Origin of the sequence: Pseudomonas sp. CFBP 13719, assembly GCF_014842095.1 — a bacterium.
Taxonomy (GTDB): Bacteria; Pseudomonadota; Gammaproteobacteria; order Pseudomonadales; family Pseudomonadaceae; genus Aquipseudomonas.
Genome location: NZ_JACYVB010000003.1, coordinates 697,645 through 718,984, shown reverse-complemented (window position 1 = coordinate 718,984; position 21,340 = coordinate 697,645). Strand labels below are relative to the sequence as shown.

Here is a 21,340-nt window from a genome sequence, read left to right as displayed (position 1 = left end):
AGGAACCGCCATGAGCCCCAAACCGCAAATGAGCATCGGCATGAACATCCTCGGCTTCGGCTCGCACTCTGCCGCCTGGCGAATGGGTGAAGTGCCGGCCAATGCCTACCTGGACGCCGAGTACTACTGCAACATCGCGCGCATATCCGAGCGTGGCACGCTGGACGCGATCTTCCTCGCCGACGGTCCGGCATTGGGCGGCGACGTCGCGCAGCACCCGGCCGGGCGCCTCGAACCCACGGTACTGCTGACGGCCGTGGCCTTGGCCACGCAACGCATCGGTGTCATTGCCACGGCATCGAGCACCTATAACGACCCGTTCAACCTGGCCCGGCGTTTCTCATCGCTGGACCACATCAGCGGCGGCCGAGCGGCCTGGAACGTGGTGACCAACGCTGGCGATGCCGCCGCGCAGAACTTTGGCCTGGCCGGTGCGCCGCTGCACGTGGATCGCTACGCACGCGCCGACGAGTTCATCGACATCACCCTCAAGCTGTGGGACAGCTGGGAGGACGACGCCATCATCGGCGATGCCGTCAGCGGCCGTTTCGCCGATCCGGCCAAGGTGCACACGCCCGATTTCGTCGGCAAGCACTTTTCGGTCAAGGGGCCGCTCAACCTGCCGCGCTCGCCCCAGGGCCGGCCGGTGCTGGTGCAGGCCGGCTCGTCCGAAGGTGGCAAGGCACTGGGCTCGCGTTATGCCGATGCGATCTTCACCACCCAGACCACCCTGGAAGACGGTCAGGGCTTCTATCAGGAGATGAAACACCGCGCCCGGCAATGGGGGCGCAACCCGGCGCACCTGAAGATCATGCCGGGATTGTCGACGGTGATCGGCAGCACCGAAGCCGAAGCCCATGCACGTTTCGATCGCCTCAACGATTTCTACGGCGAAGAAGGCCTGCTGTATCAGGTGGCCGCGCGGGTGGGGTTGAGCGTCGCCGAGCTGGACCCCGATGCACCGTTGCCTTGGGACAGGATCGGCCCTGTGGCCTCTTTCGAGCGCGGCTCGCACGGTTTCCTTGAAGCCCAGCTGAACCTGGCGCGCCGGGAGAACCTGAGCATTCGCCAATTGTCGCGGCGCATTCTGGTCGGCCACCGCTTGCTGGTCGGCACCCCGGAGCAGGTCGCCGACACCCTCGAGCACTGGTTCCTGGCCGGCGCCGCCGATGGCTTCAATATCATGCCGGACATGTTTCCGTCCGGCGTCGAAATCTTCGTCGATGAAGTGGTGCCGCTGCTGCGCCAGCGCGGCGTATTCCGCCACGAGTACAGCGGCCACACCCTGCGCGATCACCTGGGCCTGCCGTATCCGGCCAGCCAGTACGCACGCAGCGCCTGAACCTTTCATGCCCGCAACGGACCGATTCGAACCATGAAATATCGCACCCTTGGCAATACCGATCTCAACGTCAGCCTGCTGGGCCTGGGCACCATGACCTGGGGGCATCAGAACAGCGAGCAGGACGCCCACCGGCAACTGGACCTGGCTCTGGCGCACGGCGTCAATCTGATCGACACCGCAGAGATGTACCCCACCCCGACCCATGCCGAAACCTGGGGCAGCACCGAGCGCTTCATCGGCACCTGGCTGCAGCGCAGCGGGCGCCGCGCCGACATCGTGCTGGCCAGCAAGATCATCGGCCCACCGCGCCAGCCGGGCACCGGCGGGCATATCCGCGACGGCTTGACCCGTCACGACCGCGCCAACATCACCGCAGCGCTGGACGGCAGTCTCAAGCGCCTGCAGACCGATTATCTGGACCTCTACCAGCTGCATTGGCCCGACCGCACCACCAATATCTTCGGCCAGCGTGAATACCCTTACGTCGACGACAGTGGCAGCGTCGCCATCGAAGAAACCCTGGAGGTGCTCGGTGAACTGGTCAAGGCCGGCAAGATCCGTCACATCGGTGTGTCGAACGAGACCCCTTGGGGCGTTGCGCGCTTTCTGCAGCAGGCCGAGCAACACGGGCTGCCGCGCATCGCCAGCGTACAGAACCCCTACAGCCTGTTGAACCGGCTGTACGAAGGCGGGCTGTCGGAGTTCAGCCATCGCGAAGGGGTAGGGCTGCTGGCCTATTCGCCGCTGGCGTTCGGCACGCTCACCGGCAAATACCTTAACGGCGCGCGACCACAGGGCTCGCGGCTGACGTCGGTGTATCGCACCTTCAACCGCTACGACAGCGAGTCGGCCAGCCGCGCCATCACTGCCTACGTGCAGTTGGCCAATGACTATGGCTACACCCCCGCGCAATTGGCGCTGGGCTTCGTCGCCCGGCAGCCGTTCGTCAGCAGCGTGCTGACCGGGCAGACCAGCGAAGCGCAGTTGCAGGACAACTTCAGTGCGCTGGACATCGAGTTCACCCCGACCCTGCTGGACAAGATCGCCGAGATCCATCGCGCGACCCCCAACCCGGCGCCTTGATCGGCACTTGTCATACGGAGAATCGCCATGGCAATCAGCTCATCACTCACGGTGCTGGGTCCGGTACCCGCAGGTACCCTGGACGCCGGTATCGGTCATCGTCGCGCTCGCACGCGATTGCGACCCGGCCTGGTGCTGGCCGGTGCCTTCGTCCTGCTGCTGGTGGTGGCGGCGATTGCACCGGGCCTGCTGACCACGGTAGACCCGCTCGACGCCGTGGCACGCCATGCGTACCGAGCGCCCGACGCCGTGCACTGGCTGGGCACCGACGAAAATGGCCGGGACGTGCTCAGTCGCTTGATTTACGGCGTACGTCCGTCGCTGCTGCTGGGGCTGGCGGCCACGGCCATGGGGTTGGCGCTGGGCACCTTGCTGGGCCTGGTCGCAGGCCTGGGACCGCGCTGGCTCGACGCCGCAGTGATGCGCGCGGTGGATGTGCTGCTGGCGTTTCCGGATCTGTTGCTGGCGCTGGTCATCATCACCTTTTTCGGCCAGGGCACCTTGAACCTGATCATCGCCGTCGGCATCGCCAGCGTGCCGCGCTACGCCCGCCTGGTGCGTGCGCAAACCCAGGTGGTGCGTGGCGCTGGCTACGTGGAAGCGGCGACGACGCTGGGCCTGGGTCGTGCGGCGGTGATCTGGCGACACGTGCTGCCCAATGCGATCAAACCGATTCTCATCCTGGCCACCATCGGTATTGGCGGCAACATCACGGCCGGCGCGGCGTTGAGCTTCCTGGGTTTCGGCGCGCCGCCGCCCGCGCCGGAGTGGGGCACCATGCTCGCCATCGGCCGCAACTTTCTCGCCAACGCGTGGTGGCTGGTGGCGTGGCCGGCGCTGGCGATCACCTTTACCGTCATCTCGATCACCGCCATCGGTCGTGAACTGCTGCGTCGCAGCGAAGGAAAACGCTTATGAATGCCATCGTCCATCCGCCGCAGCCGCTGCTCGACGTGCAAGACCTGCACGTGGCGTTCAGCGCCCACGCGCAACCGGTGATCCGCGGCATCAGCTTTCAGCTGGCCGCGGGTGAGTGCCTGGCGCTGGTGGGCGAGTCCGGCTCGGGCAAGAGCGTCACTTCGCGTACGCTGGCCGGACTCACCGGCGCGCATTCCGAAGTCCAGGCCCGGCGCTTGTCGTTCGCCGGACGCGACCTGCGCACGCTCCGCGAAAAGGACTGGCTGCAGCTGCGCGGCGCCCAGTTGGGTTTCGTCATGCAGGATGCGCTGGGCTCGCTGGATCCGCTGCGGCGTGTCGGCCAGGAAATCGCCGAACCGCTACGTCTGCACACCGATTTGAAGCGCCGCCAGCGCGAGTTGCGCGTCATCGAACTGTTGCGTTCGGTCGGCGTTCCCGAGCCCGAACTGCGCGCACGCCAACATCCGGGGCAGTTGTCGGGAGGGCTGCGCCAGCGCGCGTTGATTGCCTCGGCCATCGCCTGCAACCCCCGCTTGCTGATCGCCGACGAACCCACCACGGCATTGGACGCGACCGTTCAGGCGCAGGTCATGAGCCTGCTCGAATCGCTGCGCGGCGAGGACACCGCCATGCTCATCGTCAGCCATGACCTGGCCGTGGTCGCGCGCCTGGCCACGCGCATAGCGGTGATGCAGCACGGGGTGATCGTGGAGCAGGGCAGCGTCGATCAGATTCTGCGCGACCCTCGCCATCCCTATACCCAGAGCCTGCTGGCAGCCGGTACCGCGGTGCATTTCCGCCGCGCCTACGGCGACTCGGCACCGGCCGCTGCAACGCCTGCAGCCGGTGAAGTCCTGCTGCGAGCCGAGCACCTGAGCAAGTCTTTCCAAGGCCCGGACGGGCGTGTGCGCACGGTGGTGGCAGATGTTTCCCTGCGCCTGGAGCGCGGTCGTACGCTGGGTATCGTCGGCGAGTCCGGCTCGGGCAAGACCACCCTGACGCGGATGATCCTGGGGCTGGAGCGTCCCGACAGCGGTGACGTGTGGATCGACGGCCAGCGCTGGTCCGATCTGGACAAGACCCAGCAAGCTCGGGTCCGGCACAGCATTCAGGTGGTGTTCCAGGATCCGCTCAGCTCGTTCGATCCGCGCTATACCGTGCAACGGGTCTTGTTCGAAGCGCTGCAAGTGGCGGGGCATCCACGGGCGACGTGGGACGCGCGGGCCGAGCGCTTGCTGGCGCTGGTAAAGCTGGAGGCTGCGGTACTCGATCGGCGGCCCATCGAACTGTCCGGCGGTCAGCGTCAACGCGTTGCGATCGCCCGCGCACTGGCGGCCGAGCCGCAGATTCTGGTGTGCGACGAGCCGGTGTCGGCGCTGGACGTGTCGGTGCAGGCGCAGATTCTGCAATTGCTCGACGACCTCAAACAGCGGCTGGGGCTGGCGTGCCTGTTCATCTCCCATGATCTGGGCGTGATCAACCACGTCAGCGACCATGTGCTGGTGATGAAGGATGGCGAAGTAGTGGAGGCGGGCGCGGTGCGACAGGTCCTCGACCGCCCGCAACACCCTTACACCCAAGCCCTGCTCAGCGCCGTACCGACCTTGCAGACCGGCGCCCTGCGCGCGCTCACCTATCTGCCCCTGGCGATCTGAGCCGAGCTGCTACAGGGTCCGCTCGCCACACCGGACGCGGTTCGCGCCGCTGCTACAGGGTCCGCTCGTAACACCGGACGCGGCTCGCGCCGCTGCTACACGATTTGCGCGTTCCTCTGTAGCAGCGGTGCAAGCCGCGTCGGCGGCATACGCGGTGCACCAGTAGAAACGCAACACCCCAAACGCGGCTCGCGCCGCTGACACTTGGAGACTACCGTTTGAAACCCTCGTACAAGGATCGTCAACATGCCCTGCGCAGCTGGAACATCCAGTCGCTGCCGGACACGCCTTTTGCCTTCGCCCGCTTTTTCGTCGGCCATTTCCGTGGTTGGTACCTGGCCATTCTCCTTTTGCAGGTCGTGGCGGTCACCTGCACGGTGCTGGTGCCCTGGGTGCTGGGGCAGATCACCCGAGTGGTGAGCAACGCCAACGTCGCCGACCTCGACTGGCAGACCCTGGGTCCGCCGCTGATGCTGTTCGCCGGCCTGCTGGTGCTCGAAGTGCTGTGCACTCGTGGCGCCACCGGCGCGCACATCCGGGTCTTGCCACTCCAACGGCGCACCGTGACCCACGCGGTCTACGCCTACCTGCAGCGGCACTCCCATCGCTTCGTCAGCAGCGAGTTCGCTGGCGCCCTGGCACACAAGATCTCCGAAGTCTCCATGGGCGTAGGCCAGGCGCTGGCGCTGTTGCTGTTCGACCTGATTCCGCTGCTGGTCACCCTGACCCTGGCCGTGGCGGTATTGGCAACCGCGTCGATCTGGCTGGCCCTGTTCATGCTCGGCTGGTCGGTGGCGTTCATCACCGTCTGCTATTTCCTAGCCAGGCGCAGTCATCCGTTGTCCCAGCAATACTCGGCGGCGCGCAGCACCAGCAACGGCAAGGTGGTGGATGCGGTGTCCAACCTGACCAACATCCGCCTGTTCGCCCGGCATTCGTTCGAGCATCGCTACCTGGGCGATTACCTGGACCGTGAACTGAAGGCGGCCGGTCGCTCGTTCGGCTACATGGAGAAGATTCGCTGGTTCCAGTCGATCTGCGGGATGTCGCTCAAGGTCGGCATGCTGCTGATCGCCCTGTACCTGTGGCGTTTGGGCAGTATCGACATCGCGACCTTCGTGATGGCTACCAGCCTGTCGCTGTTGATCATCACCGACGTGGCCAACCTGTCGCGGCGCTTCCTGGACTTCTTCGAGGCCACCGGCAACATCGCCAACGGCGTGCGCACTTTGATCCGCCCCCATGAAGTGGTGGACGAGCCCGATGCGCAACCGCTCGCCGCCGTGCGCGGCGCCATCGAGTTTCGCGACGTGAGTTTCGGCTATTCGCCGCAGAAGCCGGTGTTCGAACACCTGCAGTTGTCGATCCCTGCGGGGCAGCGGGTGGGTTTGGTCGGCACGTCCGGTTCGGGCAAATCGTCGTTGCTCAACCTGTTGTTGCGGCTGTATGACGTCAATCAGGGCCAGGTGCTGATCGACGGGCAGGATGTGCGCAGCGTGACCCAGCATTCGCTGCACCAGCAGATCGGCCTGATTCCTCAGGAACCGGGCCTGTTTCACCGCAGCATTGCCGAAAACATCAACTACGGACGGCTGGATGCCAGCCCGCAGGAACTGGCCCAGGCGATCCATCGCGCCGGTGCCAGCGCGTTCATCGACGGCATGGACCAAGGTGCGGATTCGCTGGTAGGGGAGCGCGGTGTGAAGCTTTCCGGCGGTCAGCGCCAACGTATTGCCATTGCCCGGGTATTGCTCAAGAACGCGCCGATTCTGGTAATGGACGAGGCGACCTCGGCGCTGGACTCGATCACCGAGCGCTTCATCCAGGAGAAACTCGACGAAATCATGCAGGACAAGACCGTGATCGTCGTGGCCCACCGGCTCTCGACCGTCGCCCACCTGGACCGCATCCTGGTGTTCGAGGACGGCCGCATCATCGAAGACGGCTCCCACGATGACCTGCTGGCAAAGCAGGGCCAATACTTCCGCCTATGGAGCCGCCAGGCGCAGAACGCGTACGACGAAGAAGCCGCGTCGGCGTAGCCTGATCGTGATTCGCCGGAGAATAGCGGTGCGTGGGGCGAGCTATGTGCTTGCTTACTGAAGCTATTGCACAGCGAGGGCATTCAGGATTGCCCTCGCTAAGGTCGTGCACATCACCAGTTAGAGCGTGGCCGCTGCCTTGTGTGGAAGATCCCGAGGATCTGCAGGCGATCGCCACAAATCCGGTACGGAATCAGATAGGACCAGTTCGGCCCCCCCACTCGCGTGTGTGTTTGACCCGACCCTCGCGACCCATCGTAGGAAACTGCGCGAGTTTATCGACACTTGCGAAGATTGCTTCTGCGAAATCATCTGCAGCTTTCGGATTTTCCAACGCAATGTAGTTGGCTTCGTCCTCTAGGTTCTTGAGGGCTTTTTCCAGCCATTCAACCCACATTCCGACTCCAACGCCGGGCACGCATGGCTGCGACTCGTTCCTCATCGGCAAATTTGCCGTTGTCGGCTTCCTTTACCGCCTGCTCGATTTGCGTTGTCAATGTTTTTTCATGTTCGATGTAGTCGCGAAGGACGTCCATGGCCAGATAGCTCGCGCTCTGGCCATGGCTCTTGGCAAGGTCCGCAAGAGAGTTGGACAGATCTTCCGGAAGGTTCAGCGATATACCAGTCATGGCAACCTCGGCGTTGAGTGGCGGTGGGTATATTACACCGCAGAACCCATTGAGCATTGGCGGGTTGTCGCGAGGTATGTATGAAGCCGCTCGCGACAGCGGCTTTTTCCGACGCTGGTCAAATCAGATGATCCAGCACTCGAAAGGCTCCTGCGCAGCAACTGTCTGCCAGGCAACAGCATTTCAACAAAATGCCTCGTCATTTCATCTACACAACGCTGGAAAGCCCCGAAACGACGGGGCAGAGCAGTCGGCATGGCTTGTGCAATCACCCCTTGTGAGCTTCAGCATCGACACAAGGCGCAGCCCGACCCATGCCAGACATTCATCCGCGTTCTCCCGCAACACTCCACGCAGGCATCGCGTGGGCCAGCCTGTTGACCGTCAGTTTGCTGCTTGGCGGTTGTGACAACCATCGCGCTGCCGCGGCACGCACCGACACTCCCGTCAGCGGCGGTACGTTGATCTATGCCACTGACCGCGAGCCGACCTGCCTGGACCCGCACGTCGCCGGCGACATGCCGCAAGTGTTTCTCGCCCAGCAAGTCCTCGATTCACTGGTGTCGATGGATGCCGAAGGTCATATCGGGCCATGGCTGGCGAAAAGCTGGGAGATTTCGCCCGACGGCCTGACCTACACTTTCCACCTGCGCGACGACGTGCGCTTCACCGACGGTACGCCGTTCAACGCCGCAGCGGTCAAGGCCAACCTCGACCACATGGCCAACCCCAAGACCCAGTCGAGCACCGCGGGCGGTTACATCCGTCAGTACCAACGCACCGATGTCCTCGACAACTCCACCGCCCAAGTGCACCTGGCCACACCCTACGCAGCATTTCTGGAAGTGCTGGCGCAAGGTTTCCTCGGCATCGAATCCCCCCAGGCGCTGCTGCGCTCGCGTGATGTGAACTGCGAAAGTCCAGTCGGCACCGGCCCGTTCAAGGTGGTGCGCTGGGACCGTCAAAGCCAAGTGGTGCTTGAACGCAATCCGCACTACAACTCGGCGCCACCCACTGCCCGGCATCAGGGGCCAGCCTATCTGGAGCGCATCGTCTGGAAGTTCATCCAGGAGCCCTCCGTGCGTTTCGCTTCACTGCAGGCCGGTGAAGTGGACGTGATCGAGGCGCTGCCACCCGAATCCCACGAAGCGGCGCGGCGCAATCCGGACCTGCAGCTGATCATTGCCCAGCGCCCCGGCAACCCCACCAACGGCACCCTGAATATCCGCCGTGCGCCGTTCAGCGATATCAAGGTGCGCGAAGCCTTTGTGCGCAGCGCCGACATCGAAGGTGCCTTGAAAAGCGTCTACTTCGGCGAGTTTCCCCGCGCCGGTGGTCCGCTGAGCAACGCCACGCGCTTCTACAGCCCCGACTTCGAACACGCCCAGGATTACGATCCGGCGCGCGCGGCACGACTGCTCGAGGAAGCCGGCTGGACCCGTCGCGACGAGGACGGCTATCGCCTCAAGGACGGTAAGCGCCTGCAGGTGAGGGTGATCCTCGGCAACCGCACGCCGCCATCGGAATTCACCCTGTGGGAGCAGGTTCAGGCCACCACGCGGCAGGCCGGCATCGAACTGATCATGGAGCAGATGAGCGATGTGCAGGCGACCAAACGCCAGGCCGACTGGGACTACGACATCCGCGTCGGCTACTGGAATACCAACACCGCCGACGTGCTGCGGATCATCTTCAGCAGCGCGTTCATCCAGCCTGCGGGTGTCGGCGGCTATCACCAGAACACCGCAGGCTTCAGCGATCCGCAGTTCGACGATCTGGTGCAACAGGCCCTGGCCACTCAGGACGCCAGCCAACGCCAGGCGTTGTACCGCCAGGCACAAGCCGTTGCCTCCCGCCAATACCTGCAACTGACCACCTATCCGCAAAGCACCCGGCTGGGCATCTACAAGACGACCCAAGGGGTTCGTCTGGAACCCTCGCTGGCCGTGACCTACCTCTATGACGCCTGGGTGAACAAATGACCACGACACGCCTAACCGTCGCGCCGCCGGACCCGCGCCGCCAGCGTTTGCTCCGCCTGGGCCGCCGCGCCGCCGTGCGCCTGGGCGGTGGACTGCTGGTGTTATGGGCAGTCGCGACGCTGACCTTCTTCGCCCTGCGGCTGATGCCGGGCGATCCGGTGCAGGCCATCCTCGGTGGACCCAGCGGCAACCCGACTCCGGAAACCATCGCCGAGGTCACCCGCGAGTACGGCCTTGACCGGCCCCTGGCGGTTCAGTACGGGCTGTATCTGGTGCGCCTGGTGCAAGGCGACCTGGGCGTTTCCTACTCCCAGCACATGCCGGTCACGCGGGTACTGGCCGAGCAGGCCGGAGCGACCCTGGAACTGACGCTCAGCGCGCTGCTGCTGGCGTGGCTGCTGGTGCTGGCCCTGACCGTGTTCAGCGCAGGCCGCCGCAGCTGGATCGGGCGCCTGGCGTCCCTGGCTGAAACCCTGTGCGCCGCCCTACCGCATTTCTGGCTGGGCATCGTGCTGCTGGCGGTGTTCGCCTTCGGCCTGCGCCTGTTCCCACCGGCAGGCAGCGACGGCTGGCGGACCCTGGTGCTGCCGACGATAGCGCTGGCGGTTCCGCTGGCCGGCTTCATCGGCCAGGTCACCCGCGAATCCCTGGAGCTGACCCTGGAGCAACCCTTCGTGCTGACAGCGCGCACCCGTGGCCTGAGTGACGTGGCGGTGCGCTTCAAGCACGCGCTGCGCCATGCCGTCTTGCCGGGGGTGTCACTGTCGGGCTGGGCGATCGGTGCGCTGATCAGCGGTGCCGTAGTGATTGAAGTGATCTTCTCGCGCAGGGGCTTGGGCCGTCAGTTGTATCAGGCGGTACAGCTTCAGGACTTGCCGTTGACCATCGGCATCAGCCTGGTGGTAGCCGCCGGTTACGTGCTGGCCAACATTCTCGTCGACCTGGTGTACCAGTGGATCGACCCACGGCAGAAGGAAACCCTGGCATGAGCGATCTGATCCTCGAAAGCCCGGCACTGCCGCTGCGCAGCCAACGTCGAGCTCTACGAATCCGCTGGGGCGCAAGTCTAGCCATCGGCTTCCTGGCGCTGGTGATCGTGGCCGCAGTGGTACCGCAGCTGTTCGCTCACGGCGACCCGCTGGCCATTGTCCCGCGCGACGCCTTTCATCCGCCTGGTTGGGCGCATTGGTTCGGTACCGACCAGTCCGGTCGCGACATCTATTCACGGGTGATCCACGGCGCGCGCCTGTCGCTGTTCGTTGGCCTGGCCGCGACGGCCCTGGCGATGAGCATCGCCATTGTCCTCGGGCTGCTGGGCGGCCTGGGCGGGCTGCGCACCGACCGCGGCGTGGGCTGGTTGCTGGAAGTGCTGTTCGCCTTTCCCAGCCTGGTGCTGGCGTTGCTGTTCGTGGCTATTTTCGGCAGTGGTATCGGCCCGCTGATCATCGCCACCGGCCTGGGCGCTGCACCGGGGTATGCGCGGATGGTCCGCGGGCAGGTGCTGGCGGTGCGCAACGCCGGCTACATCGAAGCGGCGCGCGCCCTGGGCCATCCGACTCGACGCATCATCTGGCGACAGCTGCTGCCCAACGCCATGCGCCCGCTGATCGTGACCCTGACCATGGGCGTCGGTCAGGCCATCGTCTGGGCCTCGGCGTTGAGTTTCCTCGGCCTGGGTGCACGGCCGCCGACGCCGGAGTGGGGCACCATGCTGTCCATGGGCCGCGACTTCATTGCCAACGCCTGGTGGCTGACGTTTTTCCCCGGGCTCTTCATCGTTCTAACCACCTTGTCGACCACCGTTGCCGGTCGCTATCTGCAACAACGCCTGGAGGGTCGCCTGACATGAGCCACAAGACGCTGATCGTCGAAGGCCTGAGCGTGGAGTTCGCAGGGCAGAGTGTGGTGCGTAACCTGTCGTTCACCCTGGAACCGGGCAGGACCCTGGCCTTGGTCGGCGAATCCGGATCGGGCAAGAGCGTCACCGCGCGCAGCCTGATCGGTCTGGCCGGAGAGGGCGCGCAGGTGCGGGCACGCCGCCTGCAATACGGTGATCTCGACCTGCTGGCCTTGAGCGACCGCCAGTGGCGTCGAGTGCGCGGCAAGGACATCGGCTTCGTGCTGCAGGATGCCCTGGTTTCGCTCGACCCGCTGCGGCCGGTCGGCAAGGAAATTCTCGAAGTGCTGCAGACCCATGGCTGGGGCGACCGTGCTTCCCGTGCCGGGCGGGTACTGCAACTGCTGGAACGGGTCGGCGTACCGGAACCGGCCTTGCGTGCCCGCCAGCGCTCCGGCGAGTTGTCCGGCGGCCTGCGCCAGCGTGCGTTGATCGCCAGCGCCCTGGCTCTGGATCCAGGGCTGGTGATCGCCGACGAGCCGACCACCGCACTGGACGCCACTGTCCAGGCGCAGATTCTCGGTGTACTGCAGGAGATCAAAGCCCAAGGCAGTTCGTTGTTGATCATCAGCCATGATCTGGCAGTGGTGGCGCAATTGGCTGATGAGGTGCTGGTGCTGCAGCACGGTGAAGTGGTGGAGCAGGGCAGCATGCATCAGGTGCTGACCGCGCCGCGCCATCCCTACACCCGCAGCCTGCTCGATGCGGTGCCGGCCGAGCATGCACGTGGCACCCGGCTCAGCCCTGGTGAGCGTACCGCCGTGATCGCCCGCACGTCGCGCCTCGATCAGCCAGTGCTGTTGAACGCCCGCGGCCTGGGCAAGCGTTATGTAGGGCCTGATCAACAGGTGCGCCAGGTGGTCGACGGCGTCGATTTCGAGCTGCGTGCCGGCCAGACCCTGGGCATTGTCGGCGAATCCGGTTCGGGCAAGACCACCGTGGCGCGCATGGCCCTGGGGCTGCTCGAGACAGACGATGGCCAGGTGCGCTTCCTCGATCAGCCCTGGAACGGCAGCGCCGAGGCACGGGTCGCCGAAAGCCAGCGCCGAGCGCTGCGCCGCGACATCAGCGTGATCTATCAGGACCCGCTCAGTTCGTTCGATCCGCGCTGGAACGTCGGGCAAATTCTTGCCGATGCGTTGGACGTGGCCGGCGTCGTGGCGGCCGAACAAGCGCCGCACATACGCCGCCTGCTACAACAGGTGCGCCTGCCTGCGGAGCTGGCCGCGCGTCGGCCCCTGCAATTGTCCGGTGGGCAGCGCCAGCGAGTAGCGATTGCCCGAGCCATCGCCAGCAACCCCAAGGTGATCGTCTGCGACGAGCCGGTGTCGGCACTGGATGTCTCGGTCCAGGCCCAGGTGCTGGATCTGCTCGCCGACCTGCAAGCCGAACTGGGCCTGGCCTACCTGTTTATTTCCCATGATCTGGGCGTCATCCGCCATGTCAGCGACGAGGTGCTGGTGATGCGCCACGGTCAGGTGGTCGAGCACGCGCCGGTCGAGCAGTTGTTCAAGTCGCCACGGCACCCGTATACCCAACGCTTGCTGGGTGCGGTACCACGGCTGCCCAGCGCTGGCGTGCCGTTGCAGGTGCCCCCGCTGGAGCCGGAAAACGCTGTACTGCTGTTCGATGAATCGCGCTTGTGGAAGATCGCCATTTGAAGGCGTTGCGTTGCTCTTTCTACCTATTTTCAGACAGGAAACTTTCATGACTCAAGCTGCCAAAGTCATCCCTTCCACTGCACCCGAAGCGCCGTTGAGCGTGGCGCAATTGCTGGCACGCGCGGAGCAACTGCTGCCCGCCATCGCTGCCGGCGCCGCGGCGCGCGAACGTGATCGTCAACTGCCTTACGAGGCCGTCGCGCAGATTGCCCAGGCGCTGCTCTACACCCTGCGTATTCCTGCTCGTTACGGCGGCCCTGGCGGCTCGGTCAGGGACGTCATCGGCCTGCTGGTGCGCATCGCGTCGGCAGACTCCAATGTTGCCCAGGCACTGCGCCCCGGCTTCGGTTTCATCGAAGGGCTGCTGGTGTCCCGGGCCGAAGGTGCCGAGCAGGAGCGTCAGCTCTGGTTCGGCCGTTACCTGCAAGGTGTGGTGCTGGGCAACGCCGGCTGGGAGGTCGGCGGTGCCAACGGCGCCATCAGCGCCCGCATCGTGCGCGAAGGCGAGCACTACCGCGCCAACGGCAGCAAGTTCTACAGCACCGGCTCGCTGTACGCCGACTGGATCAGCGCGGTGGCGTTGGACGAGCACGACCAGCCCGTGTCGTTCATCCTGCCCCGTGACCGCGAAGGGCTGGTGCTGCTGGATGACTTCGACGCCATGGGCCAGCGCCTGACGGCGAGCGGCACGACGCGGCTGGACAATGTGCAGGTGTATGCCCACGAGGTCCGCACACGCACGGTGGAAGAGGGCAAGCGCACGCTGGTCACACCGTTCCTGCAACTGTTCCTGGCTTCGGTGCAGGCCGGGATCGCCCGCAATGCGTTGAACGATGCAGTGGCGTTTGCGCGCAATCATGCCCGGCCGATCAAGCACAGCAGTGCCGAGCAGTCGGTGGACGATCCTTATGTGGCGTTGAGCGTGGGCGAGATTTCAGCGCGTGCATACACGGCCGAGGCTGTGGTGCTCAAGGCTGCCGAAGCGATCGATCGCGCGTGGGCGGCCGGGCTCGATCCGGTGGCTGTGGACGAGGCCGCGATTGAGGTGGCGCAGGCGCAATACATCGCCGCCGAATGCGCGCTCAAGGCGGCGGAGCGGGTGTTCGATGTGGGCGGTGCCTCCACCACGGGCCGTGGCCACAACCTCGACCGGCATTGGCGCAACGCCCGCACGGTGGCCAACCACAACCCCCGCGACTGGAAGGCCGCGGCGGTGGGCACCTGGCAGCTCAAGGGCACACCGCCCCCGACGTCGGGATTGTTCTGAAAGACAATCGACCCGACATCTACCGTAGGAGCGGTCAGCGGCCGCGAAGGCTTCACCGCGCAGTGCCTGCTACACCGAGGCGTCCTTTTCGCGGCCAATGACCGCTCCTACGGTTTTCTCCCTCTGCAGGAACGGTCAGCGGCCGCGAGAGGCTGGTTCAGATTGACAGCCTGAGCACCCGAGCATCGGGCTGATCGGAAACAGCACGCCTTTTGTTCACCGCCAGCTCGCCCATCTTGATCAGCCTGGTGCGGGTCACGTTGCGGCTCAGGCCCAGCAGGTTGGCCGTGTGCACCTGGTTGCAATGGCTGAAACGATAGGCCGAGCGCAGCAGGGCCTCTTCGACTTTCTCGTGCAGATCGCCGACCTGTTCGTCGAACAGCCGCTGGAACAGCCGATCCAGTGAAGCCTCCACCGAATCGTCCACCGTCGGGCTGTCATCGGCGCGTTCGATGCGCATGTTCGACAGGCGCAGGTCGTCGCGCTCGATCACGCCGTTGCGGCAGATCAACAAGGTGTGGTGAATGACGTTCTCGAGTTCGCGAATATTGCCCGGCCAGCTGTAGTGCAGCAGCTTGTGTTCTGCCTCGGGCGACAACGTGGCCTGCTTGTAGCCCAGACGCTTGCAGTACACATCGAGGAAGTGTCGGGTCAACGCGATGATATCGCCTGGCCTTTCGCGCAATGGCACCAGCTCCAGGTTGACCACGTCCAGCCGGTAATAAAGATCTTCGCGAAAGTTACCGGCATTGATGGCTTTTTCCAGCAGCACATTGGTGGCCGCCAATACCCGTACATCAATGGGAATGCTCTTGCGTGAACCCAGGCGTACCACTTCGCGCTCTTGCAGTACGCGCAGCAACTTGACCTGGATCGGCATCGGCAGGTCGCCGATTTCATCGAGAAACAAGGTTCCGCCATTGGCCTCCTCGAACCAGCCCGCCTTGGCTGTCAGCGCGCCGGTGAAGGCGCCCTTTTCGTGGCCGAACAGCTCGGCTTCCACCAGCGACTCGGAAAACGCCCCGCAGTTGACGGCCACGAACGGCTTGTTGCGCCGCCCGCTGAGGTTGTGGATATGGCGCGCGACCAGCTCTTTGCCGGTGCCGGTTTCACCGATGATCAGCACGCTCGCTTCGCTGGGCGCCACTTGCTCCAGATGCGCCAGCAAAGCCTTGGACTTCGGGTCTTCGAACACCTGGGCAGTGGCGCGAATGGAGGTGGCGAGGGCGGGCGATGGGGGGAGTGTCAAAAGCTGCATGGCGACGCCTTCAAAGTGCAGAGTAAAAGGAATGAGTCAATCTAAAGCCACATCTGCGCTGCCTGGGCAGCCACTGCGACACTGGAAGGGATACTAAAGGATATAAAAAACGATCGTTAAATACCTTATGAGCATTAGCTTATGTCGTGACGTAAAAAACGTGACGGTCCGTCGATGCACCTGCTCGGCTTGCAAGGTCGTTGTCGGTAGAGCGCAACTGGTTAATTCTGCTGGAGAAATGAATATTTCTCGAATCAACCCGTTGTTGCCTGCGCAACAGCTAAGTTGTTCAGCTGTTCTGCAGTCAACAGTGAATTGCACGCGCTAAATCACAAACTTTCCCTTATGCCAGATAGGCAGTTCGGGATAACAAATAATTACTTTTCGAACCCGTCGAGTTTGAACATCATTCGCCCGCCGAAGAGGCCGATTGGACTTGTCTCTTCACGATCAGCCGTCAACAGGAGTAATTGATGAATAACCTCAAGGCCGCCCTGGAGGTGCGGTGGCATCCGGTGCCCGGCGAAGTGCTCGACCTGGGCCGGGTGTTCCGCGAGCCCTTGGGCGAGCTGCGTCTGCAACGTGCGCCGAAGCGCATCCTCGGTCGCCGCGAAGGTGTGCTGCTGGGGGTGTTCGCGCTGGTGCTGCATGGAGCGGTGATTTACTGGATCAGTCAGACTCCGACGCCTGTACTGCCGACGGTGCCGCCAGAAATTCCACCCATGACGATCGAGTTTTCGCAGCCGGCGCCACCGCCGGTGGTAGAGACGCCACCGCCACCGCCCGAACCGGTCGCGCCCGTTGTCGAACCGCCACCGCCTGTAGAGGATGAACTGGCGGCCAGGCCAGCACCGCCGCCGCCCAAGCCCAAGCCCAAACCCCAGCCCGTGGTCAAGAAAGCGGTGCCAAAGCCTGCGCCCAAACCGGTCGTGCAACCGCCTGCACCGCCGCAACCCGTGGCCGCACCGACGCCGCCCACGCCCCCGGCACCTGCTGCGCCGCAAGCGGTGACACCCGCCTCGGCCAATGCCGGCTACCTGCACAATCCGGCACCCGAGTATCCGGCCCTGGCCATGCGTCGCAACTGGGAAGGGACCGTACTACTGCGCGTTCATGTGCTGGCCAGCGGGAAGCCGAGCGAAATCCAGGTGCAAACCAGCAGCGGTCGCAGTCAGCTCGACGACGCCGCACTGGCGGCAGTGAAGCGCTGGAGTTTCGTTCCGGCCAAACGGGGCGCCGACCCGGTCGACGGCTGGGTCAGCGTACCGATCGATTTCAAACTGCGCTGATCAACTTTTTTGCTGCACCAAGCGGGCTACCTGACCAAAGGCGCATCGCACTACCTATCGCCTTGCTACAGAGAGCCTCACCATGAATCTTCTGACAGAATCGCCTTTCACTTCCGTCGAGCACTCGGTCATCTGGCTGCTCATCCTGTTCTCCGTTGCCACGTGGGGCCTGGCCTTGCTCAAGGGGCTGCAGTTCGCCCGGCTGAAGGGGCAGGATCGCAAGTTTCACAAGCAGTTCTGGGCCGCTTCCAGCCTTGATTCGGCGGCCCATCTGGCGCAGGAACAACCAGGTGCGGCGGCCCGCGTTGCGCAGTCGGGCTATGCGGCCATCCAGGTCAACGAGCAGGCACAGGCCGACCTGAGCCAGGCCATCAATCATCAGGATCGGCTGGAGCGGGCCCTGCGTCAGCAGATCGTGCGTGAGCGGCGTTCGCTGGAGACGGGCCTTGCGGTACTGGCCAGCATCGGCAGTACCTCGCCTTTCATTGGCTTGTTCGGGACGGTATGGGGAATCATGTCCGCGCTCAAGGGTATCAGCGCAGCCGGATCGGCCAGTCTGGAAACCGTGGCCGGACCCATTGGCGCAGCCTTGGTGGCGACCGGAGTGGGGATTGCCGTCGCGGTGCCGGCGGTACTGGTCTACAACTATTTTCTGCGGCGCCTGAAGCTGACTGCTGCAGACCTCGACGATTTCGCCCATGACTTCTACAGCCTGGCGCAGAAGCACTCTTTCCGCGTGCTGCAACATCCGGCGTTGGCTCGCAGTGGTAGTGCGGCTTCCGGCCACAAAGTGAAGGAGGCGTCCTGACATGGCCTTTTCGACCCAGGACACGGACGAAGTGCTCAGCGAGATCAACGTGACGCCGCTGGTGGATGTGATGCTGGTGCTGTTGGTGGTGTTCATCGTCACCGCGCCGTTGCTGACCAATTCGATCCCGATCAACCTGCCCAAGACCGAAGCGGTGGCGCCTGCCGAGCAGAAGGACCCGCTGGTGGTCAGCATCGACGGGCAGGGGAAACTGTTCATCAACAAGGACGAAATCCAGCCGGAGCTGCTTCAAGTCAATCTGCAGAACGCACGGCAGAAGGACCCTGATGTGCGGGTACAGCTGCAGGCCGATGACGGCGTCAACTACGGCGAAGTGGCCCGGGCCATGGCCTCCATCGAAAAGGCGGGCATCACCAAACTGGCGGTGATCACTGCCAAGTAGTGTTATCGCATGCACCTGACACACCGCAGCGTCTGTTCGCGGCCGCTGACCGCTCCTACGGAAGTGTCGGATCCCCCGTAGGAGCGGTCAGCGCCCGCGAAGGGCTCACCGCGCAGTATCGGCAGGATTGCGGTGAAGGTCTTGCGGTCGATGGATTGGGCTTGGGGGAACCTGCCCAGGTAGATCACAGTCCAGATCCCCACGACTCACTCAGGATCTCGACAGTGAAAGTAGGCATCATTTCCGACACCCACGGCCTGTTGCGGCCCGAAGCGGTGGCGGCCTTGCAGGGCTGCGAGCGCATCATTCATGCCGGCGACATCGGCAAGGGCGACATCGTCCAGCAACTTTCCGCGATTGCCCCGGTGCAGGTCGTCTCCGGCAACAACGATGTTGGCATGCCATGGGCCGATTCGGTGGCGGACCTGCTGCATTTCGACCTCGAAGGCTGGCCCACCTTGCTCATCCACGACATGGCCGACGTACCCGCTGCATTGCGCAGCGACACCCGCCTGGTCATCACCGGTCACTCGCACAAACCGCTGATCCAGTGGCGCGGCGACTGCCTTTACATCAACCCCGGCAGTGCCGGCCGTCGCCGTTTCAAAATGCCCGTCACGCTGGTCGTGCTCGACGTACAGCCCGGCGCTGTGCACCCGCAACTGGTCCACCTGCTGCCGTGATGCCTACCGCTCAACGCACCAGCGAATCCGAACCGATCTCGCTGATCGACTTGGCCCCGGTCAGCACCATGGCCACGCGCATCTCCTTCTCGATCAACTCCAGCAGATTGCTCACACCGGCGCCCCCGGCCACCGCCAGGGCGTAGATGAATGCCCGGCCCAGCAGCACCGTGTCGGCCCCCAGCGCGATCATCCGCACCACGTCCAGCCCACTGCGAATCCCCGAATCGGCGAGGATCGCCAGATCGCCCTTCACCGCATCGGCAATCGCCGGCAACGCCCGTGCGCTGGACAACACGCCGTCGAGCTGGCGCCCGCCATGGTTGGACACCACGATGCCGTCGGCCCCGAAGCTCACCGCGTCGCGGGCATCCTCGGGGTCCAGAATGCCCTTGATGATCATCGGCCCGTCCCAGAACTCGCGAATCCATTCCAGGTCCTTCCAGGAAATCGACGGATCGAAATTGCTGCCCAGCCAGCCGATGTAGTCGGCAAGCCCGGTCGGGTTGCCGTGGTAGGTGGAAATGTTGCCCAGATCGTGCGGACGACCGTGCAGACCAACGTCCCAGGCCCACGCTGGGTGCGTCACGGCCTGCCACATGCGCCGCATCGGCCCGTTGGCGCCGCTCATGCCCGAATGCGCATCGCGGTAGCGGGCGCCGGGCACCGGCATGTCCACGGTGAAGATCAGCGTCTTCACCCCGGCGGCGCGGGCCCGCTCCAGGGCATTCTTCATGAAGCCGCGGTCCTTGAGCACGTACAGCTGAAACCACATCGGCCGGGAAATGGCCGGAGCGACCTCTTCGATCGGGCAGACCGACACCGTCGACAGGGTGAACGGAATGCCTTTGGCATCCGCCGCCTTGGCTGCCTGCACCTCGCCACGACGGGCAAACATGCCGCACAGGCCGATGGGCGCAAGCGCCACCGGCATGGCCAGGGTCTCGCCGAACAGCTGGGTTTCCAGGCTCAGCTCGGACATGTTGCGCAGCACCCGCTGACGCAGGGCGATGTCCGCCAGGTCACTGACGTTGCGTCGCAAGGTGTGCTCGGCGTAAGCGCCGCCGTCGATGTAGTGGAACAGGAACGGCGGCAAGCGGCGCTGCGCCGCAGCGCGATAATCGGTAGAGGCAGAAATGATCATGGGCGCGCCATCTCCCTGACGTGAAGAGCGGCGCAGGCTGGACTGTTCGTTGGCATGGGTCGGATTCCCTGATTGTTGTTGGATATCTGCCGGGAGCAAGCTGAATTGGTAATACCAATTTACAATGTGTTGGCTACAGATTAAGAGTGGCGCAGGGCGTCTGTCAATTTGCCCGACGGTGTAGCGGTAAGGAGAGAGGAACGCTGGCTACGGTTGTCTATGACCTACCTACTTGAATGCCAGGCTCTTATTCGAATGAACACTCCCCGCATCGGCTTCGCCTGCCAATACCGACATGCGATTCGCGCCCTGACCCTCGCCGAATTGAAGCTCATCGAGGGCGCCTACAACCCCCGCACCACCACCTTGCGCTGGATGAACAGCGTCGCCACGCAAGTGGCTCATGAAAAGCTTCAGGAGGTCGTCCGCCACAACCTGCAGGCGCAACTGCAATTGCTCGACTATGTGGCGCAACTGCCCGAAGCCATGCGCATGCTGCGTTTGAGCAGCGACCTGCTGCCGTTCTACAGCCACCCGCAGGTTGCGGCGTTCTACCAGCAGCCCGAGCGCCAGGCGTGGCTGGCCGAACGCTTCGCGGCCATGGGCCAGTTGGCGCGCGATTCAGGCATCCGCCTGTCTTTCCATCCCGGCCAGTTCTGCGTGCTGGGCTCGGACAAACCACCGGTGGTGGAAAACAGCCTGGCGGAATTCGAGTACCACGCCGACATGATCCGCATGATGGGCTACGGCGTGCAGTTCCAGGACTTCAAGTGCAACGTGCACATCGCCGGTCGCCTCGGCGCCGAAGGCATCCGCGCGATCTGGCCGCGCTTGTCCAGCGTGGCGCGCCACTGCATCACCTTCGAGAACGAAGAGAAAACCTACGGCGTCGACGACTGCCTGCAGCTCGCCGACCTGGCACCCGTGGTGCTGGATATCCACCACTGCTGGATCAACGAGAACGACTACATCGACCCGAACGATCCCCGCGTGGACCGCATCATCGACAGCTGGCGCGGCGTGCGCCCGGTGATGCATTACTCGCAGCCCCAGGAGCGTCTGCAGGAACTGGGCTTCAGCGCCGAGCAGAAGCTGGAGATGGACGCGCTGCTGCAGGTGGTATCCAAGCGCGATCTGTACGGCCACAGCGAGCTTATGTGGAACAACTGGACCAACCTCTACGCGCTGCAGTTTCTCGAGCGCTTCGACATCATGTTCGAGGCCAAGCACAAGAATCAGGCCACCCTGGAGTTCCACCGGCGTTACATGATGTAAC

18 protein-coding genes and 1 pseudogene are annotated in these 21,340 nt (G+C 64.1%); 15 read left to right on the top strand and 4 right to left on the bottom strand.

The window, feature by feature from the left end:
- Window positions 1-10: 10 nt before the first annotated feature.
- The 5 genes from IFT57_RS13535 to IFT57_RS13515 all read left to right on the top strand — a co-directional run bounded on the left by IFT57_RS13535 (window position 11) and on the right by IFT57_RS13515 (window position 7,043).
- Entirely contained in the window at window positions 11-1,342 is a 1,332-nt protein-coding gene (locus IFT57_RS13535) for an LLM class flavin-dependent oxidoreductase (protein ID WP_122477628.1), read from the top strand.
- A 33-nt stretch (window positions 1,343-1,375) separates the two neighbouring features.
- Window positions 1,376-2,428 carry an NADP(H)-dependent aldo-keto reductase gene (locus IFT57_RS13530; protein WP_192151717.1) on the top strand — a complete coding sequence of 351 codons (1,053 nt, stop codon included), beginning with the start codon at window positions 1,376-1,378 and terminating at the stop codon, window positions 2,426-2,428.
- 27 nt (window positions 2,429-2,455) lie between these two features.
- On the top strand, window positions 2,456-3,346 hold the full coding sequence (locus IFT57_RS13525; RefSeq protein WP_192151716.1) for an ABC transporter permease: 891 nt from the start codon (window positions 2,456-2,458) through the stop codon (window positions 3,344-3,346).
- Window positions 3,343-5,001: a dipeptide ABC transporter ATP-binding protein gene (locus tag IFT57_RS13520; protein ID WP_192151715.1), complete on the top strand. Its 1,659-nt coding sequence runs from the start codon at window positions 3,343-3,345 to the stop codon at window positions 4,999-5,001. Before IFT57_RS13525 ends, IFT57_RS13520 begins: the two co-directional genes overlap by 4 nt.
- Before the next feature lie 218 nt (window positions 5,002-5,219).
- Window positions 5,220-7,043 (top strand): ABC transporter ATP-binding protein, encoded by a 1,824-nt coding sequence (locus tag IFT57_RS13515; RefSeq protein WP_244657309.1) that lies wholly within the window; start codon window positions 5,220-5,222, stop codon window positions 7,041-7,043.
- A 113-nt stretch (window positions 7,044-7,156) separates the two neighbouring features.
- On the opposite strand, the pseudogene IFT57_RS13510 reads toward IFT57_RS13515, so the two are convergent.
- Together IFT57_RS13510 and IFT57_RS13505 are read right to left on the bottom strand one after the other, a co-directional pair.
- A pseudogene (locus IFT57_RS13510) lies at window positions 7,157-7,440 on the bottom strand (type II toxin-antitoxin system RelE/ParE family toxin).
- Window positions 7,430-7,672, bottom strand: coding sequence for a CopG family ribbon-helix-helix protein (locus IFT57_RS13505; RefSeq protein ID WP_192151714.1), 243 nt, complete (start codon window positions 7,670-7,672; stop codon window positions 7,430-7,432). The pseudogene IFT57_RS13510 and the gene IFT57_RS13505 overlap by 11 nt, the downstream one beginning before the upstream one ends.
- Window positions 7,673-7,986: 314 nt before the next feature.
- Between IFT57_RS13505 and IFT57_RS13500 the strand changes: the two genes are divergently transcribed.
- From IFT57_RS13500 to IFT57_RS13480, 5 genes are read left to right on the top strand one after another with little or no spacing between them, the layout of a single operon-like run.
- Entirely contained in the window at window positions 7,987-9,654 is a 1,668-nt protein-coding gene (locus IFT57_RS13500; RefSeq protein ID WP_192151713.1) for an ABC transporter substrate-binding protein, read from the top strand.
- Window positions 9,651-10,643, top strand: a complete 993-nt coding sequence (locus tag IFT57_RS13495; protein WP_192151712.1) for an ABC transporter permease — start codon at window positions 9,651-9,653, stop codon at window positions 10,641-10,643. The genes IFT57_RS13500 and IFT57_RS13495 overlap by 4 nt, the downstream gene beginning before the upstream one ends.
- Window positions 10,640-11,503 (top strand): ABC transporter permease, encoded by an 864-nt coding sequence (locus IFT57_RS13490; RefSeq protein WP_122715605.1) that lies wholly within the window; start codon window positions 10,640-10,642, stop codon window positions 11,501-11,503. The genes IFT57_RS13495 and IFT57_RS13490 overlap by 4 nt, the downstream gene beginning before the upstream one ends.
- The gene (locus IFT57_RS13485; protein WP_192151711.1) at window positions 11,500-13,212 is read left to right on the top strand and encodes a dipeptide ABC transporter ATP-binding protein; all 1,713 of its coding nucleotides are present in this window, start codon (window positions 11,500-11,502) and stop codon (window positions 13,210-13,212) included. The genes IFT57_RS13490 and IFT57_RS13485 overlap by 4 nt, the downstream gene beginning before the upstream one ends.
- 46 nt (window positions 13,213-13,258) lie before the next feature.
- A complete protein-coding gene (locus IFT57_RS13480) occupies window positions 13,259-14,479 on the top strand; it encodes an acyl-CoA dehydrogenase family protein (protein ID WP_192151710.1) in 1,221 nt (406 codons plus the stop codon).
- A gap of 157 nt (window positions 14,480-14,636) precedes the next feature.
- Here the strand turns inward: IFT57_RS13480 and IFT57_RS13475 are convergent, their stop codons facing one another.
- Window positions 14,637-15,737 carry a sigma-54 interaction domain-containing protein gene (locus IFT57_RS13475; RefSeq protein WP_192151709.1) on the bottom strand — a complete coding sequence of 367 codons (1,101 nt, stop codon included), beginning with the start codon at window positions 15,735-15,737 and terminating at the stop codon, window positions 14,637-14,639.
- A gap of 473 nt (window positions 15,738-16,210) precedes the next feature.
- On the opposite strand from IFT57_RS13475, the gene IFT57_RS13470 reads away from it, so the two are divergent.
- The 4 genes from IFT57_RS13470 (at window position 16,211) to IFT57_RS13455 (ending at window position 18,920) form a co-directional block, all read left to right on the top strand.
- A complete protein-coding gene (locus IFT57_RS13470; RefSeq protein ID WP_192151708.1) occupies window positions 16,211-17,026 on the top strand; it encodes an energy transducer TonB in 816 nt (271 codons plus the stop codon).
- An 82-nt stretch (window positions 17,027-17,108) separates the two neighbouring features.
- Window positions 17,109-17,834 (top strand): MotA/TolQ/ExbB proton channel family protein, encoded by a 726-nt coding sequence (locus tag IFT57_RS13465; protein ID WP_192151707.1) that lies wholly within the window; start codon window positions 17,109-17,111, stop codon window positions 17,832-17,834.
- A 1-nt stretch (window position 17,835) separates the two neighbouring features.
- Window positions 17,836-18,237 carry an ExbD/TolR family protein gene (locus IFT57_RS13460; RefSeq protein WP_192151706.1) on the top strand — a complete coding sequence of 134 codons (402 nt, stop codon included), beginning with the start codon at window positions 17,836-17,838 and terminating at the stop codon, window positions 18,235-18,237.
- A gap of 224 nt (window positions 18,238-18,461) precedes the next feature.
- Window positions 18,462-18,920, top strand: a complete 459-nt coding sequence (locus IFT57_RS13455) for a YfcE family phosphodiesterase (protein WP_192151705.1) — start codon at window positions 18,462-18,464, stop codon at window positions 18,918-18,920.
- A 10-nt stretch (window positions 18,921-18,930) separates the two neighbouring features.
- Here the strand turns inward: IFT57_RS13455 and lldD are convergent, their stop codons facing one another.
- Window positions 18,931-20,064: an FMN-dependent L-lactate dehydrogenase LldD gene (gene lldD, locus IFT57_RS13450; protein ID WP_192151704.1), complete on the bottom strand. Its 1,134-nt coding sequence runs from the start codon at window positions 20,062-20,064 to the stop codon at window positions 18,931-18,933.
- 255 nt (window positions 20,065-20,319) lie between these two features.
- Between lldD and uvsE the strand changes: the two genes are divergently transcribed.
- The gene (gene uvsE, locus IFT57_RS13445) at window positions 20,320-21,339 is read left to right on the top strand and encodes a UV DNA damage repair endonuclease UvsE (RefSeq protein WP_192151703.1); all 1,020 of its coding nucleotides are present in this window, start codon (window positions 20,320-20,322) and stop codon (window positions 21,337-21,339) included.
- The last annotated feature ends 1 nt before the right edge of the window (window position 21,340 follow it).

What these genes read in the sequence shown, in the direction of transcription:
- IFT57_RS13525 (WP_192151716.1), top strand. Translation starts at nt 2,456, where the DNA reads ATGGCAATCAGCTCATCACTCACGGTGCTGGGTCCGGTACCCGCAGGT.
- IFT57_RS13475 (WP_192151709.1), bottom strand. Translation starts at nt 15,737, where the DNA reads ATGCAGCTTTTGACACTCCCCCCATCGCCCGCCCTCGCCACCTCCATT.
- IFT57_RS13505 (WP_192151714.1), bottom strand. Translation starts at nt 7,672, where the DNA reads ATGACTGGTATATCGCTGAACCTTCCGGAAGATCTGTCCAACTCTCTT.
- IFT57_RS13480 (WP_192151710.1), top strand. Translation starts at nt 13,259, where the DNA reads ATGACTCAAGCTGCCAAAGTCATCCCTTCCACTGCACCCGAAGCGCCG.
- IFT57_RS13530 (WP_192151717.1), top strand. Translation starts at nt 1,376, where the DNA reads ATGAAATATCGCACCCTTGGCAATACCGATCTCAACGTCAGCCTGCTG.
- IFT57_RS13485 (WP_192151711.1), top strand. Translation starts at nt 11,500, where the DNA reads ATGAGCCACAAGACGCTGATCGTCGAAGGCCTGAGCGTGGAGTTCGCA.
- lldD (WP_192151704.1), bottom strand. Translation starts at nt 20,064, where the DNA reads ATGATCATTTCTGCCTCTACCGATTATCGCGCTGCGGCGCAGCGCCGC.
- IFT57_RS13460 (WP_192151706.1), top strand. Translation starts at nt 17,836, where the DNA reads ATGGCCTTTTCGACCCAGGACACGGACGAAGTGCTCAGCGAGATCAAC.
- IFT57_RS13465 (WP_192151707.1), top strand. Translation starts at nt 17,109, where the DNA reads ATGAATCTTCTGACAGAATCGCCTTTCACTTCCGTCGAGCACTCGGTC.
- IFT57_RS13490 (WP_122715605.1), top strand. Translation starts at nt 10,640, where the DNA reads ATGAGCGATCTGATCCTCGAAAGCCCGGCACTGCCGCTGCGCAGCCAA.
- IFT57_RS13495 (WP_192151712.1), top strand. Translation starts at nt 9,651, where the DNA reads ATGACCACGACACGCCTAACCGTCGCGCCGCCGGACCCGCGCCGCCAG.
- IFT57_RS13500 (WP_192151713.1), top strand. Translation starts at nt 7,987, where the DNA reads ATGCCAGACATTCATCCGCGTTCTCCCGCAACACTCCACGCAGGCATC.
- IFT57_RS13520 (WP_192151715.1), top strand. Translation starts at nt 3,343, where the DNA reads ATGAATGCCATCGTCCATCCGCCGCAGCCGCTGCTCGACGTGCAAGAC.
- IFT57_RS13535 (WP_122477628.1), top strand. Translation starts at nt 11, where the DNA reads ATGAGCCCCAAACCGCAAATGAGCATCGGCATGAACATCCTCGGCTTC.
- uvsE (WP_192151703.1), top strand. Translation starts at nt 20,320, where the DNA reads ATGAACACTCCCCGCATCGGCTTCGCCTGCCAATACCGACATGCGATT.
- IFT57_RS13470 (WP_192151708.1), top strand. Translation starts at nt 16,211, where the DNA reads ATGAATAACCTCAAGGCCGCCCTGGAGGTGCGGTGGCATCCGGTGCCC.